Source organism: Mesomycoplasma ovipneumoniae, from assembly GCF_035918255.1.
Lineage (GTDB): Bacteria > Bacillota_I > Bacilli_A > Mycoplasmatales > Metamycoplasmataceae > Mesomycoplasma > Mesomycoplasma ovipneumoniae_A.
On record NZ_CP142136.1, the window covers coordinates 756,025 to 776,053 of the forward strand.

Annotated in this window: 12 protein-coding genes, 5 tRNA genes and 1 pseudogene; 12 read left to right on the forward strand and 6 right to left on the reverse strand. The window is 28.3% G+C overall.

The genetic code is table 4. The features are described from left to right. Positions 1-18: 18 nt before the first annotated feature. Entirely contained in the window at positions 19-1,272 is a 1,254-nt protein-coding gene (locus tag U3G01_RS02615; protein ID WP_255030686.1) for a hypothetical protein, read from the reverse strand. 411 nt (positions 1,273-1,683) lie between these two features. Between U3G01_RS02615 and U3G01_RS02620 the strand changes: the two genes are divergently transcribed. After that, entirely contained in the window at positions 1,684-3,465 is a 1,782-nt protein-coding gene (locus U3G01_RS02620; RefSeq protein WP_419776288.1) for a surface lipoprotein, read from the forward strand. A gap of 443 nt (positions 3,466-3,908) precedes the next feature. Here the strand turns inward: U3G01_RS02620 and U3G01_RS02625 are convergent, their stop codons facing one another. Together U3G01_RS02625 and U3G01_RS02630 are read right to left on the reverse strand one after the other, a co-directional pair. Further along, a complete protein-coding gene (locus tag U3G01_RS02625) occupies positions 3,909-6,938 on the reverse strand; it encodes a P110/LppT family adhesin N-terminal domain (protein ID WP_326564825.1) in 3,030 nt (1,009 codons plus the stop codon). Positions 6,939-6,948: 10 nt separating this feature from the next. After that, on the reverse strand, positions 6,949-10,050 hold the full coding sequence (locus U3G01_RS02630; RefSeq protein ID WP_255030681.1) for a P97 family adhesin: 3,102 nt from the start codon (positions 10,048-10,050) through the stop codon (positions 6,949-6,951). Between the two features lie 263 nt (positions 10,051-10,313). On the opposite strand from U3G01_RS02630, the gene U3G01_RS02635 reads away from it, so the two are divergent. From U3G01_RS02635 to U3G01_RS02685, 11 genes are all read left to right on the forward strand, one after another. Beyond that, a complete protein-coding gene (locus tag U3G01_RS02635) occupies positions 10,314-10,994 on the forward strand; it encodes a hypothetical protein (RefSeq protein WP_255030680.1) in 681 nt (226 codons plus the stop codon). 8 nt (positions 10,995-11,002) lie between these two features. Then, positions 11,003-13,159, forward strand: a complete 2,157-nt coding sequence (locus U3G01_RS02640; RefSeq protein ID WP_255030679.1) for a phenylalanine--tRNA ligase subunit beta — start codon at positions 11,003-11,005, stop codon at positions 13,157-13,159. A gap of 25 nt (positions 13,160-13,184) precedes the next feature. Further along, positions 13,185-13,382, forward strand: a complete 198-nt coding sequence (gene rpmF, locus U3G01_RS02645; protein WP_010320856.1) for a 50S ribosomal protein L32 — start codon at positions 13,185-13,187, stop codon at positions 13,380-13,382. Between the two features lie 70 nt (positions 13,383-13,452). Next, positions 13,453-13,527, forward strand: a tRNA-Asn gene (locus U3G01_RS02650). Positions 13,528-13,529: 2 nt separating this feature from the next. After that, positions 13,530-13,605, forward strand: a tRNA-Glu gene (locus tag U3G01_RS02655). Between the two features lie 6 nt (positions 13,606-13,611). Continuing rightward, positions 13,612-13,687 (forward strand) — tRNA-Val (locus U3G01_RS02660). Positions 13,688-13,690: 3 nt separating this feature from the next. Next, positions 13,691-13,766 (forward strand) — tRNA-Thr (locus U3G01_RS02665). 29 nt (positions 13,767-13,795) lie between these two features. Then, positions 13,796-13,879, forward strand: a tRNA-Leu gene (locus U3G01_RS02670). A gap of 42 nt (positions 13,880-13,921) precedes the next feature. Continuing rightward, entirely contained in the window at positions 13,922-14,764 is an 843-nt protein-coding gene (gene truB, locus U3G01_RS02675; RefSeq protein ID WP_255030678.1) for a tRNA pseudouridine(55) synthase TruB, read from the forward strand. Between the two features lie 7 nt (positions 14,765-14,771). Further along, on the forward strand, positions 14,772-15,584 hold the full coding sequence (locus tag U3G01_RS02680) for a YcsE-related riboflavin metabolism phosphatase (RefSeq protein WP_255030677.1): 813 nt from the start codon (positions 14,772-14,774) through the stop codon (positions 15,582-15,584). Position 15,585: 1 nt separating this feature from the next. Next, positions 15,586-16,431: an FAD synthase gene (locus U3G01_RS02685; RefSeq protein WP_255030676.1), complete on the forward strand. Its 846-nt coding sequence runs from the start codon at positions 15,586-15,588 to the stop codon at positions 16,429-16,431. Here U3G01_RS02685 and U3G01_RS02690 read toward each other — a convergent pair. The 3 genes and pseudogenes from U3G01_RS02690 to U3G01_RS02700 all read right to left on the reverse strand — a co-directional run bounded on the left by U3G01_RS02690 (position 16,418) and on the right by U3G01_RS02700 (position 20,020). Next, positions 16,418-17,233 (reverse strand): MurR/RpiR family transcriptional regulator, encoded by an 816-nt coding sequence (locus U3G01_RS02690; protein WP_255030675.1) that lies wholly within the window; start codon positions 17,231-17,233, stop codon positions 16,418-16,420. The genes U3G01_RS02685 and U3G01_RS02690 overlap by 14 nt on opposite strands. Before the next feature lie 291 nt (positions 17,234-17,524). After that, the gene (locus U3G01_RS02695; protein WP_255030674.1) at positions 17,525-18,025 is read right to left on the reverse strand and encodes a hypothetical protein; all 501 of its coding nucleotides are present in this window, start codon (positions 18,023-18,025) and stop codon (positions 17,525-17,527) included. 810 nt (positions 18,026-18,835) lie between these two features. Continuing rightward, a pseudogene (locus tag U3G01_RS02700) lies at positions 18,836-20,020 on the reverse strand (IS256 family transposase). Positions 20,021-20,029: the final 9 nt, after the last annotated feature.

The window sequence follows — 20,029 nt, forward strand, 5'->3', positions numbered from 1 at the left end:
TATTTTGCCTAGATAAACTTAAGATTTTTTAGGAGCTGGGCTATTGGGTTGAGCCTCAATTCACTCATCGCTATTTATGTTTGTCTCATCGATAATAAACACATGGCCACCTGTTGTTCTATTAAAAGCGCCTATTTCTGGAGTTTTAGTAATTGTTAAAACTTTTTGAAGTTCTTTTCTTCAATTTTGGCGAGCAGTATGGGATCTTGCACGCGATGGATAAAAATGAGCGTAATTATTTTCCCAAAAGATATATAAAAATCCTGCTTCTTCTTCAGTTATTGGTGTTTTTGGGAATCTTTCTTTAAAAAGTCTCATTTGGTAGTTCTTTTTAAAAACATATTTATAAAGATTCTTTTTTGCTTCACGATATTTCTGAGCATTATCGCCTACTGAAGATTTCAATAATATTTTTAAATCTTCTTGTAATTTATTAATGATTTCATCAACTTCACGCTCTGATTCGGTTGTTGCAGGAGAAATTGAACCGGATGATGTTGGCTTGGAAATATCACTTTGGATTTGGGTTTTAGGTTTAGGAGTATCTTCTTTGTGCTCAACTTTTGGAGTTTCACTAATAACGATAACTTCAGGAGTTTCTACAATTTTTGGTGCTAAAACTGGTTTTACATCTTCATTAGAAACTACAGGAGAAACTAATGGGGTTGAATCTTGAATTTTCTCTTCAGTCTGAGTTGGTTTTTGCTTAATTATGACAACTTTTTCAACAATTTCAGAAGATTTTGATGGGGACTTTTCTAAATTTGTTTCCTTTTGGGGTTCTAAAACTGAAATAGAGGAATCTTTACTTTCACTAGTTTGAATTTTACTAACTGAAACAGCTTTTTTTGTTTCATCAACTGGTTTTTTGACGGGTTGGGGAAATAGGATTTTTGGTTGTGTGTCTGATGAATTTTTTGGTAGTTCAGTTTTATTATTAGAAAAAATTATTTTTGGTGTTTTGGTTTTTTTAGTAACTTTAATAGGCTCAGATTTTTGAGAATCTTCTAAGACTTCCGGACTTTTTAGAACAATAGTTTCATCATTTTTTACAATTTCCTGGGTTGATAATTCTTCAGAATTTTGGTTTAATTCAATATTTTGTGAGTCAGAAAGTGGCGAAAAACGGGTTTCAACTTGAAGTGTTTGACGCGCTAAAGTTGTATCATCCAAATTAGAAATAGCATTATTAGAAGTCAAATAAATAGCTGTTCCTGCTGAGCCTGCAACAACTGGAACTAATCCAAAAACCAATTTTAAAGATCTTCTCATATTTCGCCCCTAAAAATTAAAACCAACGCCAATAATTTATAATAATACCACGAATATAAAATTATTTGAAAAAATAAAACAGGAATGATCTAGCTCATCCTGTTTATTTGATTTACTATACTTATTAATTATAAACAAAAAATTTAAAAAGGCAAGCAAAACCTGAAAATTTATTTATATCAGTTCTTCAAAGTATTAAAATATTTCTAACTTGAAAAATAAAACACAATTATAATAATGCAATATTTTAACTTCTTTTAGTCTACAACTTAAGGATATTTTGGTATTTTTCAGATATAACTTATTTGTTAGTGAAAAAAATTTTTTTACCATAGACGGCAATAATTTTAGCCATATTAAAAAAATTGGCTATTTTTGTGTTATAATTTAATATAACTTGTGAGGTGAATTATGAAAAAAATATATCCAAAGAAATGGTTTTTAGGAGTTTCTTTGAGTTTAATGCCGATTATTTTTTTTATTGCAGCTGCTTGTGGGCAAAATGACGGTAGCAAAAACATTGATTCAAATGAAGATAATGATTCAGGGTCAATAATTAAACAAAACCCTAATCCGCCAGAAGAATTAGGTGGAAATAAAACTAAAGGGCAGGGTGATTCTACGCCTTTTCTTGAAACACAAAAAGGCAAAATTGAATCAGATACTTTTAAATTAATCCAAGAAACAGAAGAACAAAAAGAAAAAATCAAAGAAACAGAAGAACAAGCAAAACAAATTGAGGAAAAACAAACAGAAATAAACAAAGAACTTGATAAAATTGAACAAAATCAACCTTCAACTGATGAACAAGAAAGTGCTAAAATTTCAGAAAATATCAAGAAAGAAAAAGAAAAACTAGAAATTGAAAAGGAAAAATTAGAAAAACAAAAAAAGGAACAAGAAGAAAAACTACTTAAAGAAAAAGAGCGCCTTTCAAAACTTGAGGAAGAAAAAAGACAAAAAGAACTAGAAAAACAAAAAATAATACTTGAAGAAAATAAACTTCGTATTCAAACAGTCAATGATTTAAATGCTGTTTTAGCAAAAATTCCAAATTCTTTAGAAATAGCCGAACTGGAAAAAAAGTCGTCAAATAATGTTGCAACTGTACTTTATCGTTATAAGCAAAAATCTTCAACTTTTCATTATGAAAATTTTGTAAAAAAAATTGATAACTTTGACGACCAAAATTATACAATTAGCTTTAGTTTTCCTTTTGATGTTAAAACTGTTGAAAATAACAGCGATAATAATAAAGGAAGGCTAGAAAATGTTGAACTTTCAGTATCCAAAAAGGGTTCAAACACAAAAGTAACAAAGCGAGTGAACCTTTTTTGAAATTTAGAACAATCAAAACAAATTCAACAAAATGAAGAGCCAGAATTATACCAAAAAGAATTACGACCTGTTTTTAGCAAAATAAGTCCTTCAATTTTGGCATACGGCTTAGTCAATGCTGATAATGAAGCAGTTTTAAATTCAGTACTTTTTGGTGATTTTAATGCTGCATTTAGCGAAGTTTCACTTTCAGTTGGCCTTAAAGATGAATTTTTAGGGATAAAATCACTAAATGATGAGGAAAAATTTTCCTTTGATATTATAAGCGCAACCCCTGACGATGAAAATGGGACTTTAAAAATTCAAGTCAAAAAAACAAAATTTAAAGAGCAAAAAGAACAAATTGGTGATCTTCAAGAATTTACTTTTTCCAATTTAAAGAAAAATAATAAAAATATGGCTGAATTTGAATTTGAGATTGACAAACATAAAGTTTGGCCTCAAATAAGAGAAAAAGGAATTTTCAAGGACAATAGACATAATAAAGACCAACTATCAGAGGTTCAAAAAGGACGAATAGCTAAAATAATTTTTGAGAGCCTCTATTTTAAAATAAAAAACCCCGATCCTGAGGTTCTTTTAAAGGAATTTTTAGTCAAAGATCATATTAAAAACAACAACTTTTTCCCTTATCCACAAATTATTGCCCTAGAATGAGATGACATGATAAATGATGGCCATAAAAAAATTGCACTCAAACTAGAAGATAAAAAGTTAATTTACAGTTTTAAACTAAAATATGCTAATCTTTTACCAAATTCAACGATTACTCCTCAAGATCAAACACTCCAATTTTCAGATTACAAAAGCACTGAAATTAAAGGCGAAATTCCCCTTGATCAATTTTTAATTTAAATAAAATTTTATGATTTTAGCAACAAAATTATCCTATTATTTTAGAACAACAACTAATAAACTAGATGTTAAAACCCTTTGATTTAGATGATAATTTGTATTCTAGGCACATTTTTTAATAATTTTGGCAAAAAACCAGCTGAGTTTGCCAGTTTGATGAGATAATCTTAAAAAAGTGTCCTGGTTTAGTTTTTAACTTTTTTGGCGAAAAGTTAATTACCTATTTTTTCCCTGAGTTTACAAGTTTGTGGCAAAAAACCAACGTTGGATTTAATTAAAAAAAAACTTAATTTTTTAGATAATTAAGGTTTACAAAAGTTCGAATTTATTCGAATTTTTTAACATTATTTGGTCTAAATAGATTAAAAATTTTAATTTTTGCTAAAAATAATTAGTCTAAAACATGAATAAAATCTTTGCATTTTTAAACTAGTGCAAAGATTTTATCTTAAATATGCATTAATAAAGGAGCGTTTGATTTCTTCACGAGCTGGTTTTCCTAAAGGGCTAGTCAATTGAGAATTGTTATAAACAGCAAGACCTTTAAGAATTATAGAAGCATTTGACTTTTGACTTTGAGTTGAAACTGATTCGCCTGAGCTATTATCGGTTGTCATTTTTTCAGGATTAGGCCCGATTTGAGATCAATCAAGATTGAAAAAATTAGGAAATGGGGTTCACACTTGAGTTAAATGATTTATATTATAAATTGTTTTGGCATTTAAACTAACTGAGGATGGCGAATTTAGTTGATTATTTGACGAAGAATAAGCTGTAATTTCAAAAGATCAAGGGGTTTTAATAATTTCAAGGAGAATATCTTGGTCTTGCTCAATTATTGGAATAATGTTTTGACCAACAATTGGTGAGGAATTTTGAAGTTCCTGTGAAAAAAAACGGCTTTCATCGGTACGATTTGCAATTTCCATTAATGGGCGATATTCAGAATTAGGCGGAAAACCAGTAGAATTTTCGTTTATATCTGCCGAAAAAAACCTATTTTTTATATTTCAAGAATTAGGACCAAGAACAACAGCTTGTTTTTCTTTTAAAGAAGTTAAAAATGATTCTAATCCTAAATGTAGCGAATTTTGACCTTGGCGAGAATGATTATTATACGATTTAAAATTTTCAACTTGTTGAAAATCAAAACCAATAACATATTCATCAATTTTTGCATCAACCTGTTTGGCATCTATTGAAGGACTGGAATTAATTTCTACTTTATTACCTACAATTTTTCCTTCAATTGATTTTGATTTTTCAACATATTTAGATCTTGCAACTTTTTGAATGAAAAGTCCACTGCCATTTGAATCTGAAAGTAAATAATGCTTTTTATAATCGTTAATATTTTTTGGTCTAAAGGCAAAATAAACAACGCCTGAATTAACTCGCGAAAACGGGGCGGGGTTTGTTTTTGGCGCTTCAGATGAACTAGAAGTATTCTCGGTTTTTAGCGAATTATCTATAAATTTAAAGGCTTTTTTGATTTCAAAACCATTGTGGGTTGACTTATTTTCTATATAATTACTATTCTCGAAATTAATGTCATTATCAGATAAGTCTTGAATTTTTAGTGTTTCGGTTGGTGAAGTTTGTGAAAAACTAGCTTTTCCATCAAGGAAAAAGGTTGGATAAAATTTGGAAGCAACATCAAAGGCGCTCTGTTGTGAACTTAAAACATTATTAATCTGGATTTTTGAGGAGGCTAATTTTTCGTTGTTTTTAGTAGAAACCAGCGAAAATTCAATAACAAAATTATCACTTTGTTTTTCAAAATTTATTTCTGGTTTGACATCAAGTGAAATAAAATTACGCTGTAAATTTAAAGCTTTTCAGATAGACTTTCCTAAAGTTAATGGTTGATTTTTATTTTCATTTTCACTTTTGCCATCACCTGAATCTGAAAAAGTTTGGGCTTGAATGGCTTGAGATTTTGAAATTTCTATTAACTCATTTTTATACTTTTCAAGCGAATCTTTGGTTGGATTTTTACCAAAATCAAGCAAATAAAGCTGACTAACTAATTTTGCATCAGGATTTTTGGTGTCAATTTGATTAGATGATTGCTTAATTTCATTAAATATTTGAACTAATCTATCCGAACTAAGTGCTGGCGTATTTGAAGCTTTTGGCAGAGAAAAATCTTGTAATTGAGTTTGAGGTAAATTCTTTGCAAAAATACGTGAAAATTCGTTTAGATCAGGTTTGATATCAGTGTCAAATTTAAAATCTAAGACTTTTATAAATTTTTGTTGGTCTCTTTTTGTTAAGGTTCCGCTTAAATTTAAACGAACTTTCCCGTCTTTAATTAAATTTAGGCGATCTTGCTCACTGATTTCAGACAAATCCTTAAGAATAACATCTATATTTACGATATAATTTTTTAATTTATTAGTATTTAGACTAAACTCGTTGCTAGTGTAATTAAATAATTTTGAAAAATTTTTTGGAAGTGAGGTGTTTGTTTTATCATCTTGAGTTGAATATAAATATGATCCAAGTGACAAATTTTTGCTAACAAGATTTTGCTGGATTTCAGGTTTTAATTCTATTTCAGGAATTAACTCATCATTTAGTCAAGATTTTACTTCAGCTTCAATTTCTTGATCAGTAGCAATCCCTTTTATTTCCAGTTGAATTGGAGTTTTTTTATCACCGTCAATTAAATCAAAATTAAGATAATTTTTCCGATTTTCAGAAAAAAAACTAAGATTATTGTCAACAATTGTTGGTTCAAGAGTAAGACCATCGCGAATAAAGGACGGATTTCCTAAATTATTTATAAAATTATAACTTCCCTTAAGGGCTAAAAGCGCTTTTTCAAATGCAATAAATTTTTGGCTTTCTGTCTCTTGAAACGCGCTAAAATTAGCTTGAATTTTAGTTTTAAATTCAGCAAAGCTAATTAAATTTTTTGAATCTATATTAATTGATGACTTTTCTTCATCAATTTCAAATTTAGAAAAATCAGCAGCAACTTTATTTTCCTCAGCAAAATTTTTGATATCAACTGCTTTTGAAAAAATTTGGTTGTCACTTTTTGACTTTAAAAATAAAACAATATTTTTTATCGAATTTCCACTAACTTGCGCATTTATCAAATCATAACTAATTTGAAATTCATTTTCATATAATTTGTCAAGATCTATTAATGATAAAAGGTCAAAATTATAAATTTTGCTTTTTGCCAAATTTAGTGCAGTAAATGCGGTTAAATTTTTAAAATTATCTTTAACTGTCAAATTATCAAACAAACCGGCTAGCCCATTTTTAAAAGGATTTTGTTCTTGATCTAAACTCAATGTTTGAATTTCTTCATTTAATTGTTGATAGTAGGAACGATTATAAGAATAAATTCCTAAGGGAATTGAAATAGCAAGCCCACTAACTAATGTTAAAGATGAAATTCCGATAACTATATTTGATGTTTTATTTGTAAAATTTTTAAAATTGAAAAACTTTTTCATTTTGACCTCGTTAGTTTGTTTGTTGATTTTGAGCGGAAGACTGTGAATTAATTGATTTTTTTACTGAAATTTTTAAACTGCGTGAGGCTAAAACTTCGGCTTGATTTGTATTATTTTGGCCAGAAGTTTGGGACTGAGAATTTTTATCAAGAATAGAAACTGTTAGTAAAAAATTTATTGTATCTGTTTTTATTGAATTTTCAAAGCTGGGGAATATATCAAATTTTAGTTCGACATTTTGTAATGATTTTGAAAAATAATCTTTAATATTTTTCAAATTATTAAGATTGATCTCCAATGATGAAGTTTGTGAATTTTGTGAATTTTGATCAGCAGCCTGTCCAGTTGTACTAGTTTGAGCCTGACTAATTTTGTTAAATGTTTCATTATTTACTTCAAAATTCAATAATTGAGAAGGAATTGAGTCTGCTAGTGAATTAAGTTTTTCTTGATTTGAAACTTTTGGATCAATTTTTTCAGTAGAAAGATTAATTAAAATTTTTCTAACAGGTGTTTGAAGGGAAAATTTATTAGTCCTTTCGTCCCCAATGTTGTAGTAAAAATTTAGGGTTAAATATTCATAATTTTTACTATTTGTTAAATTTTGTGGAGCATCTGCGGGTTGTTGAGATGGTTGAGATGGTTGAGATGGTTCAGTAGTTTGTTCAGTCTGTCCTTCACTTTGTTGTTCAGATTTAGGCTGCTCTGTTATTTTATTAATTTCTTGATCAAGAGTGTGCTTTGAAATTTCATTACCTTTTCTAAAAACTATTTCATAATATAGATTTGAATCTATTTTTTCTCATGCCAAAAAATTACTCAACTGGGCTGATTTTAAATAAAAAGCTAATAAAACATCAGCAAGTGTAAAAAACTTAACACTTTGTTTGTAATTTTCCTTTATTTGATTAAGATCAAAATTAGTCTTAGATTCGTTAAAAATTTCTTGATCTTTCAATGCGGCTAAAACTTCTGATGCTGATTTATCTTTCAAATCACCGATTTTATTTTTTATCGATTGGGGTAAAAATAATGTTGAAAAAAAGCCTTGATTAAAAACATCTTCAAAATGACTGTTAAAACTTAAAACTTGAATGTTTTTGTTATCAAGATTAATTTTTGCAGCTTTTTTAAAGATATCTTCTTGCAAATCATCATCAAAAAGTTGCAAAGAAGAACGATTTTGATTAAGAAGTCCAAAAGATTTAGCTAATTCAAAAAATGTTTTAGCAATTTTATTAGGATCTTGCTGAATATTGTTAGCAAAAAAAGCAGCTACATCAGATGGATTTTTAAAAAAAGTATTTGAAACTAATGAACTAACTGCTAAATTTTGAGATGAATTTGAGGAATTTATACTAGTTGTTGTTTGCAAGTTTTTAAAATGGAAAATATCGTCTAAAGTAGGAAGTAAAGTTTTACCTGATCAAGATTTAACTTTTGCCTCAAAATTATCAAAATTATAATTATAAGATGAAGGTAAACTCAATTTATCGGCCAAGGCTTTATAATCCTGTTTTAATATTAAATTGTCTAATTCTTCTTTATTTAGTGGTACTTTTGCAAAAACAGGTTCACCAAAAGTTGAGATAAATTGTGATAAATTGGCGCTTTTATTGTCAAAAAGTTGATTTTGTTGATAAATTATCCCTTTTTGTGTTCCAGGGATAAAAAAATTACCAAAACCACTAGAAGCAAAATTAGAATTTATAGGCAAACCAAAGCCTTCAATTCTTAAAATTAATTCCTTTTGATTAATAATTTCGTTTGAATTATCATTAAAAAAAGACTCATATAAGACAATTTTATAAGGTAATTCAACGATATATTTTCCGTTGTCATTTATTAGTTTTGCATTTGGTGTGTCAAAAATAAAATCAATACCTTGCTTATCTGAAGGGATTGATTTATTAAAATTAGCAAAATCTAAAGATAAATCTTGAACTAACAGCGAATTTATCAAGTCTTTAATACCTGAATTTTTCAAAAAAGGGTTGGATTCAAATTTTATTTTTGCAAAAAAATCAAAAGGATTTTGCTTGCTTATAGCAAGTTTTGTATCTTTTTCCTCTGTATTATAAATTAATGGTTTTAATTTGACATTTGCAAAAAACTCATTAACATCCAAAAATATTGATTTTTTATCTTTGGATTCTAGGTTTATATTGATAATTTTATTTCCATTAATTTCAAAATTATCGCCTAATTGATCAAGTGCCGATTGAGTCAAATTGGTCTGCAAAAACATTGTCGCAATATTGTTTTGAACACTAACAAATTGATTGGTTGCGGCATCTTTTGCAAAATTTATATCGAAAATTCGCTCATTTTTATTAGGAATTAAATTTTCTTTTGAATTTCTAACAGAAGAAATTAAATCAGTAAATTTTGGAAAAATTTGAGCTAAATTTTCTTCAACTTGCGAAGAATTTTCACTAGAATTAATTTTAGCGGCAAAATCTAAAGCTCGATATAAATGATTTTTAACTAAATCCGAATTTTCCTCAGAAAAATTTGATACTATCGTATTAAAATTAGAGATTGCTTCTTCTATTTTTTCTGTAATTTTTTGTAATGCAAAGTTAAAATCTGCTTTCAAAAACTTTCTAGAATCATAAAAAGAAACAGGAGATAAAACAAAATCTGAATATGCAGATTCTTGGTCAGTTATTTGCTGTCTTGCTCTAAATTTAATAATAAAATTTTGATTTAAATCATCAAAATTTAAATCAACAAAGTCAAAAACTGGCGAACTAGTTTTTTGATTTTGCTGTGCAAATTTAACAAGTTGTTTTGAGTCTTGGCTAAAATAATAAGGAATCAAGTAATCATCAAGTTTAATAGTATTTTTAAGAGTATTTCCGTCAAATAATAAACTTTTGATTGCTAAAAAATCGCTATTTTCGCTTATTTTTTCAGGATTAAATGCAACATATTTTACTTTCTTTACAAATTGTTGGACTTCTTCGCGTGGATGTTTTCCGTTATATTTAAATGTAAAGCTAATTCCGGCTGCTATTCCAACAAAAGCTAATCCTGTGAGAAAAGAAGACAAAATTAATACTTTTCTTTTATTTTTTTTAACTTGGGCTACAAAACTTGATGAATTCATACACCACTCCTAAATTTTAATAAATTATAGCATATTTTGCCTTTTTGGCTAGAACTGCTGCTATTATTAATTTTATGATTAAAAATAAAAACAAATTTATTTTTCAAACATAAAATAAGAAAATTAGCAACTTTTTTGGTTAATTTGCTAAAAAAGTAAATAAAATTTTGCTTTTGCTTTAGTAAGTTATGCTATAATTTTACCTTATTTAATTTAAATCTCTTTTTTATTTTAATATTTTAAAACATAAAAACTCTTAGATCATGCCAAACTCACTTAATTTAATATCACTTTTAACTAAAAGAATTACTGATTTTTTATCTATCTACGGTTTTGAACACATTAAATCTGATGAACTGACAACTTTTGAGAAAAATTTTGTAAAGCTAAATATTGACAAATCACACCCTGCTTTTGACCCAACACAAAGTCTTGTTTTTGATAGTCAAAATTTGTTGGCCACTCATAAAACTGGCGTTTCAATTGAAGCAATTGCAAAATATCCTAATCAAGAGCGAGCTTTTTTTTCTTTTGGAAAAGTTTTTCGAAACGACGAAGAAGACTCAACTCATTCTCATCAGTTTAATCAATTAGATTTAGTTGCGACCGGAAAATACACTGTCTCACATCTCAAAGGATTGCTTAGTGATTTGCTTGAATTTGTTTTTGAAACAAAATTAGAAACCCGTTTTCGCCCATCATATTTTCCATTTACACAACCTTCTTTTGAAGTAGATATTTTTTATCAAGGGCGTTGAATTGAGGTTTTAGGATGTGGACTTTTACACCCAAAAGTTATGAAAAATGCTGGATTTACTGATAAAAATATTTGCGGAATTGCCGCTGGAATTGGAATTGAAAGACTAGCGGCTATTAAATTCGGAATAAGTGATATTCGTGAATTTTACAAAAATGATTTACGTTTTTTAAAACAATTTTGATAGGTAAAAAAATGCTTTTTTCATTAAGAAGATTAAAAAAAATAGCTAATATTGATCATATTAGCGACGAAAAAGTGATTGATGCTTTGATTAGTCTTAGTTTTGAAGTTGATAAAATTTCAAAACTAAACGAAATTTCCGGCATAAAATTCGGAAATATTCTTGAAGTTAAAAAAAATGAAAATGCTGACAATTTACTAATTTGTCAAGTTGAGTTTGACGACAAAATAAGACAAATTCAAACTGCAGCAAAAAATGTCCAAAAAGACAAGCAAGTTTTAGCTTTTGTTCCTGGTTCGACAAACGGAAAAATGACTTTTGAAGCTAAAAAATTACGCGGTCACATTTCTGAAGGAATGCTAGTTTCGGCTAGTGAATTAGGTTTTAGTTCTAAACTTTTAAGTCCAGAACTAGACCAAGGAGTTCTGGTTTTTGATCCAATTTTTGATCTAAAACAAAATCCACTTGAAATTTTAGAATTATCTGACCTAATTTTAGATATCAAACTTTTATGAAACCGGCCTGATGCAAATTCTTATTTAGTAATAGCAATTGAACTTGCTGCTTTTTTTGGAACAAAATTGGATTTGGTATTTGATAAACTAAATTTTGACAGCAAAAGCAAATCAAATTTAGAAATTTTTACTGAAAAATCTGAGTCAAAAGTTGCTGCTATTGAAATTGAAAAAGTTCCAAATCTTGGCTTAGTTGATATTTTTTTACTTTTAAAATCAGGGGTTAAAATTACTGATTTAAGCCAAAATTTTGCTAATTTTGTCTTAATTTACACTGGTCAGCCATCTTATTTTTTACAAACAAACAAAGATCAAAACCAGATTAAATTAATTTATCAAGATACAAAATTACCTGAAATTCAAAATTCATTTGCTACTTTTCAATTTTGAAATAATGATGAACTAATATTAATTCCTGAAATATTTCAAAAACCAATTGACAAAGATCAAAATTTATACTTAATAATGCCTAAATTTGACTCAGCAAAAATTAGGCAAATTAATCATAATTTTAATTTAAGCAGTCCCTCAGCAAGACAATTGGCAAAAAATTACAGTCAAGGAACAACACTTTTAAGCTTGATTTTTTTAGAATTTTTCCTTGAAAAACACGGAATTAATTTTTCTGCGCCAATTAATTTTGACAAAAATCAATTTAGCCAAACACCTAGCATTAATTTTGGACTTCAAGAGGTTCAGAATATTTTAGGAATCGAACTTGAGCAAAAAGATTTTGAAAAAATTAACCTAATTCTCAAAAAAATCTATTATAATTTTAATTCTGACAGTTTTTTAGCACCGTTTTATCGTGTTGACATTGAATTTTTTGCCGATTATGCTGCCGATTTTCTTAGATTTTATGGACTTGAAAAATTAGGAAACAAAAAATTAGCTAAAGTAGAACAATCAATTTCTGTTATTGATCCAAAACCAATTCAGCTAAAAACTTTAGGTTATTTTGAAGCTAATTCATTCCTTTTAATTTCCCAATCAGAAAATTTTAATCCATTAAATTTAAAAACTCAAACCTTATCAACTTATACATCCCAAGAACATACAACAATTAGATATTCACTTGCTTGACAATTAGCAAAAATTGTAAAATATAATGTTAAGCGAAAAATGAATGATATTAGTCTTTATGAAACAGGCTCTGTCTCTGAGAAATATCAAGTTTTTGCCATGGCTTCGACAGTTTATAATCTTGAAACTCTAAAAGATCATTTAAAAATTTTATACAGTGATAAGTTTAGTTTTAAGCCTGCCCAATCTGAGTTTCTAAATCCATCAATGTCCCAATTTATTTATTGAAATAATATTTTAGTTGGCTGAGTTGGGCAAATAAGTGAAAAATATGATTACCAAAACATCAATTTTCTTGAAATAATTGTTTCAAAAATTGATTTTGAACATAAAAATAAACCTGTTAAGTTCGAACCATACGATAATTCGCAACTTAAATATCGAGATATTACGCTATCTTTAGAAAAAAATGATATTCCTGACACTTATTTAGATGTTATTAAAAAAATTCCAGAAATTTTTTCAATAAAATTAAAAGATTATGTTATAATTAATAATCGCCAGAAAATTACTTACAGAGTAACTGGAACTGACAAGGTTTGTCAGGAAATAGATAAATTTTATAAATAATTTCTTCTATTTTTAAAGGAAAAAAATGGCTATAGTTCCGAAGCGAAAAACCTCAAAACAAAGAAAACATAAACGAAATTCTCATTCAGCATTAACATTGCCAAACCTTGTGAATTGCAGCAATTGTTCTAATAAACAATTACAACATCATGTTTGTCAATTTTGTGGATTTTATAAGAATCGTAAAGTTATAAATTTCCGCGCAATCAATGATAAACATTAACAAGAAAATTTTTAAAAAATTTTCTTGTTAAAATAAAATTTTATAGTATAATTACTTTTGGTTTTATTTTGCCGATTTAGCTCAGCGGTAGAGCAGCTGGCTGTTAACCAGTTGGTCGCAGGTTCGATCCCCGCAATCGGCGCCATTGGCCCGTTGGTGAAGCGGTTAACACACATGGTTTTCATCCATGGATTCACGGGTTCGAGTCCCGTACGGGTCACCAAAGTTTGGAAGATTAGCTCAGCTGGGAGAGCAACGCCCTTACAAGGCGAAGGTCAGGGGTTCAAGTCCCTTATCTTCCACCATTAGCCACTTTAGCTCAGCAGGCAGAGCAGTCGCCTTGTAAGCGAAAGGTCGTAGGTTCGATTCCTATAAGTGGCACCAACTTTTTAGATAGAGTTTCTAAGTTATGCGCGCAAGTGGTGAAATGGCAGACACGCTAGATTTAGGCTCTAGTGCCTTCGGGCGTAAGGGTTCAAGTCCCTTCTTGCGCACCAACTTAAGATCAACTTTTAGTTGATTTTTTTATTTTTATAGTAATGGTTACATTCCTTTATAAGCCAAAAAATATTAGTTCTGCGACTTTTTTAAGAAAATGAGCAAAAATAAACTCAATTAAAAAAGCAGGTCACTCAGGAACTCTAGATCCTTTTGCATCTGGTTTGTTATTAGTCGCTACTGATGATGATACAAAATTATTACCTTATTTAGATCAAAAAAACAAAACTTACATTGCGCAAGTTAATTTCGGTTTTTATTCAACAACTTTTGATATAGATGGGGAAATTTTTGCCTGTAAATCCACAACTTGAGTCACAAAAACAGCGCTCGAGTCCAAATTGCTAGAATTAGAGCAACAAGAATTACAGGTTCCGCCAATTTATTCAAGTAAAAAAATTAGCGGCAAACGTGCTTATGAATATGCGCGAAATGGTAAAGATATAGAATTAGCGCCTATTAAAATAAAAATATCTAAAACCATTTTATTAGAATTTAATGAAAAAAAACAAATCGCAACAATACTCTGAGAAGTTTCAAAAGGTTGTTATATTCGTTCACTGGCTAACGATTTAGGTAAAATGCTAAAAACCGGTGGATATTTGTCCGAATTAGAACGTGTTAAAATCGGTAATTTTGATTTTTCATTTGTTAATTTGCCTTTGAAAATACAGAATTTTCTTGATTTTCCGCAAATTTTGCTTAATTCAGATCAACTTATTGAACTTTTTCAAGGTAAAAAAATTAATTATTTTACCAAAGACAGCGAATTTATTCAGCTTGTTTTTGATGAACATTTGGTTGGTTTTGGCAAAATAATTAACAATGAACTAATACCAACAAAAATTTTTGGTAACAAAGTTAAAAACTTAATAAAAATTTAGGCTTATAATGAATAAATTTAAAATTTTTGCAACAGATATTGATGATACAATTGTGCCCCATGGTGGTCAAGAAATTCCCGAAAAAATAAACCTGCTTTTTTCAAAATTAAAAGAAAAAAATATTATCACAACTTTTGTAACCGGGCGTGATTTTGTCACAATTGGGCAATTAATTAATGCAAAAAATGTTGATTACTTCATTGGAGCCAACGGTGCTTTCATTTTTGATTTCAAAAAAAAGCAAATGATTTATGAAAATCCTATTAGAATCAGTGATTTTTTAAAAATTGTTGAGTTTTTCGATCAGCACAAAATTCGCTACATAATTATGGACTCTGAGTGAATTTATACCTCAAACTACTTTCCCAAACATTCTTCAAAGTTTTTAAGTCCGTATTTTGATCGAATGAAGCCGTTAAAAATGTGTAATTTTAAGAATAATTTCCACATTTTTACAGTTGTTGATGATCAGGATACAACTTCTGAAATACAGTTAAAATTTGAAGAATTTGCCGAAAAAAATAATCTAAATGTTAGCGTTAGTTCGAGGTGATCATGAGGATTTTTCATTGGTGCAAAAAACGTTGACAAAATGCAGACTTTGGAAATTCTTGCAAAAATGAATAATGTTGAAATTCACGAAATTATTGCCTTTGGTGATTCACGAAATGACACTAAAATGTTAAAAAATGTCGGCTTTGGTGTTGCAATGGAAAACTCAACAGTTCCAGAGGTAAAAGAAGCTGCAAAAGATATTGCCCCACCTGTCGATTCTTTTGGTGTTTATCTTAAAGCAATAGAATTAAACATAATTGATTAAAATGACAAAAGTCTTTTATTATCCAAGCTCAAAATTTGATTTTGCTGATCCTGTTTTTGTTCTAGGTGGATTTGAATCATTTCATTTAGGTCATCTTGAACTTCTTAAAAATGCAACAATTTTAGGGCAAAATGTTATCTTAATGCTGATTAGAGATCCATCGAAACTACCAAAAAATACAGGCAAAAATTTCACTGACCTTAATGCTCGCATTCAAATGATGGCTAATTCAGGAGTTGAAAATATTTTAATTTTTGACTTTGATTCCAAAATGCAAGAACTTGAGGGGCAAGAATTTATTGAAATTTTTTTAAATTATGGCACTAAATTTTTTGTTGTTGGAAAAAATTTTAGTTTTGGCAAAAACGCTAGTTGAAATTCGAAGAAATTGCAAAATTTCTTCCCCAAAACTAAAATTATTGATCATTTAGCCGAAAACAATAAAAAAATTTCAACAAAAAATTTAAAACTTTTTCTTGAATTTGGTGACTTTGAAAATTTAAATAAGTTTTTGCCTTCAAATTTTTTAGTTAGCACTTCAATTAGCCCAGAAGGAAAATTTACTTGAAACTCAGGATTAATTTGTCCTGCTTCAGGTATTTATCTCGGCTATTTTGTTAATGTAAATGAAAATATAAAATTTCCGGTCATTATTCATATAGAATTTGATAGTACAACCGGAAAAGTTCATTTTTTTGAACACCCAAATACACATTCAGGTTTTCTTGAGATTATCAAGCAAATTCGCCTTATTTATTCACGAAAAAACAATGTCTTGAAAGACCAAGACATTGAAAATGCAAAACACTTATTTAAAGAACATCATACAAAAATTAGTCAAATTTAGTTTTTTTATGTCAAACACGCATAAATTCGGTATATAAATCTGAGCGGTTAACATTTAGTTCTCTTTGAAGTTTTGTAATTAATAAGTCTGCCACAAAAAGTTGGGATATTTTTGCACCAATTGAAAAAAGACTATTATTTTGCTCTAAATTATCAACATAAACAACTTCTGAATATTGAGTTGGCTCAATTGAAATATTAGAAGTAATAAAAGTAGTATAAATTTGTTGTTGTTTTAATAATTTAGAAATCGTAAGTGCACTTTTTGAGGTCATAGAAGTTGAAAAAATAAATAAACAGGTATTCATAGGCGAATCAACTCAGGCAGCTATATCAGTGATTGAATTAGCCCTAAAAGCGTTTAAGTGTAAATTTCTTAAATTATGTGCAAATTCAGTTGCAGCAACTACGGATGCACCAGCGCCAAAAACAATAATTTTATCCATTTTTAACATCATATTAGCAATTCGATTAATTTGATTAACATCTAAAATTGCCAAAGTTTTTTCAATACTGTGAGCATAAAGAAGGTTTATGTTCTCAATTTCATCATTTTCATTATATAAATTGTTATCTTTATCGATTTTTAGTCATTCAATTACGAATTTTTTTAGTTCTTTAAAGTTATTAAAGCCAAGTTTTTTAGTTAATTGAGTAATTGTTCCGACGCTAATAAACAAAATTGCAGCAAGTTCGTTAATTGTCAGTTCCACAAACTTTTGTGGTTTTGTTTCTATGAAACGAATTATTAGTTTTTCAATATGTGTTAATTTAAAATTTTTCGAAATAGTAAGTACACTCATAATAATTTAATTATACTAAAAAAATAAAAAAAATTATATAAATTTTATAAATTTTTATACTATTAAAAAAATTTATAAAATCAAGGGATAAAACTCCGAAAAAATTATTTTCAAACACAATTATAAAGTAAATTTAGCACAATTTTTTATATTTCATTAAAAAGTTTGTCTCACATTTTATGCTTCAACCTTAATTTTTATAAATTTAATATCAGCAAACCATTTTTTCACAAAATTTTCTAAGCTAAATTCACTTTTGGTATGATCTTCAGACTAAATTCACCAAAACCTTTACTCTTTTGGTATTCCTTTGCCTTTCTTTTTATAGGCAATTGATTTTATTCCTAAAAATTCGTAGTGTTTTTGAAATACGTACGTGGATACAAAATTTCCCTCATTTTTGTAAATCTTATATAGGGCGTCGCGGCCTTTTGCTTTTCGATTTAAAATGAAAGTTTTACGAATTCACTCAAGTAGTTTTTCATCATAAACTATTTCCTTTGGTGGTTTTTTCACCCTTATTTTTTCATAAATCGAAGTGCGATTAACATTTAAAATACTAGAAATTCTAGTGCTATTTTCGATTTTATCTTTATCTTTTTCTTGTTCTTGTTTTCGTTTTTTAAGCTCCTCAACAACAATTGCGTGCTTAATCCCTGATCTTCTAAGAACATTTTCCACTATTTCTTGATAAATTACACGATCATTTTCAGAAAGATCGTTAATTGTATATTTCTTTTTTGGTTTGCGTGGAGATTTGTTTTTACCACCAGTACTTATTGGACTCTTCATACCATTATTATAATACTTTTTTGCCAATTTGCTATCAAATTATTACCATATATATGCAAATTTCATTCTTTATTCACATTTTTACTTTTTCATTTATTTTGTAAATTTGTCTAAATTTTTCTTAAAAAGGTAAAATTCAATTTTTAATTCTTTAGTTTCAGCAATTTTAATGTATTTAAACTTCTCTTCAACTGCGAATTTGTATTGTTTCATTTTGACACACCTTTTTTTCGAATGCGTCTAAAATTAGTATTCTAACTTAAACAATTGAGAAGATCAATTTAAAAATAAGGACCTAGAACTTTGAACTTTCCCAAATACACCAGAGAAATTTTACAAATCAGTATTTAACGACAAACAAGAACCCTACTGAAAAAAAGGTTTTAGGGTTAGGGAAGTCAAATTCTAACAAGTTAATTATTGCATGCAATTTTGAAACCCAGGCTATAATAAATAATAAGCAATAAGTAGGAAAAAAGTTATTTAATAGACGTTGCATGTAAAGAGCATATAAGCAAAGTCGAACTGACAAAATAGAAATAGACCGCATCCATCCACCTATTAATAACAAAATATTTACTTTAATAGTACTAATTTTGACCTAAGTACTATTAAAGTATGTTTTGACTATCTAGTTAATTTAAGAGCTACACAAAAATAAATATATTTTTTTCATAATTTAAAGAATTTTAATGATTTTTCGTGAGTGTTTATAATTTTGTGTTTTAAATTTTTATGGATTTTTCAAATAGAAATCTAATTTAATTTTAAATTGTTTAACAGACTACGGAAAATAATTTCTAATTGTTTTTAATTATGCGGCAATTTCTTACCTGCCTTTGTCATTTTAGATGCGTTTTGGAGTGTTAAATAAGTTATTTTTGAAAGGTAATTTACACTTTGAATTCCGGCTTTTATTTTTGTATTTTTCCTAATTAATTTATTCACTAATTCAATTGAATTTGTCGTATAAATTGCTTGCCTCAATTCATATGGATATTTAAAAAATATCGTTAATTCAACGAAATTTGCATACCAAGACTCGATAATTGAAGGATATTTTTGTCCTCATTTTTTCGCAAATTAATCAAGATTTTGCATAGCAGATTCTTGATAAATCTTTTTCATATCAAAGGCAAACTGTTTTTTGACCTTGTTAGAAACTTTTAAAGTGAGTTTCTAATTTGGTGAACAACACATTTTAACATCTGCTTGTGGGAAAACCGCTTCAATTGCTTGACTAATTCCGCTTAGATTATCACAAGAAATTATTAGAACATTTTGCAGCCCGCGAGTTTTTAGTTCGCTAAAAACATCAAGTCAATTACTTGCTGATTCGCTATTTTTAATCCAAAATCCCAGTACTTTTTTATTGCCTTGCCGATCAATTGCGAGAATAAAATAAAGTGATTTTTCGACAAAAACGCCGTTTTCTTTGACATTAAAAAACATCTCATCAATGGACAAAATTGGATAGGAATTCTCAATTTTTTGCGATTTTCACTTTTCAATTTCAGGTAATAATTTGTCAGTAATTGAAGAAATTCAGTCGTTACTTATTTCTTTTTTATAGATATTTTTTATTGTGTCAACTATATTTTCATATGACATCCCTGATGCAAAAAGTGAAAAGACTTGCTCTTCGATATCACCTAAATTTTTTTCGTATTTACCGATGAATTTGTTCTCAAAAGTGCCATTTCGATCTCTTGGTATTTTTAGACGAATATTATTACTATTATAATTCACAGTTTTGACCGAAAACCCGTTTCGCTTATTCGGTTTATGTACGCCTTTTTTACTTCGGTTGCGTGTTTCATAGCCTAAATGTTGGCTTAATTCCGCCCTTAAGAGCGTCTCAACAAAAGTTTTAAACATATGCGAAATTTCGTTGTTAAAATCTTCTTTTTTTAATTTTTTATAGTCAGCATATTTGCTAGCAATTTTTTTAGCTTCTAACTCAAACGGGGATAAATTTTGTTGCTGTTTTTTCATATTTTGCTC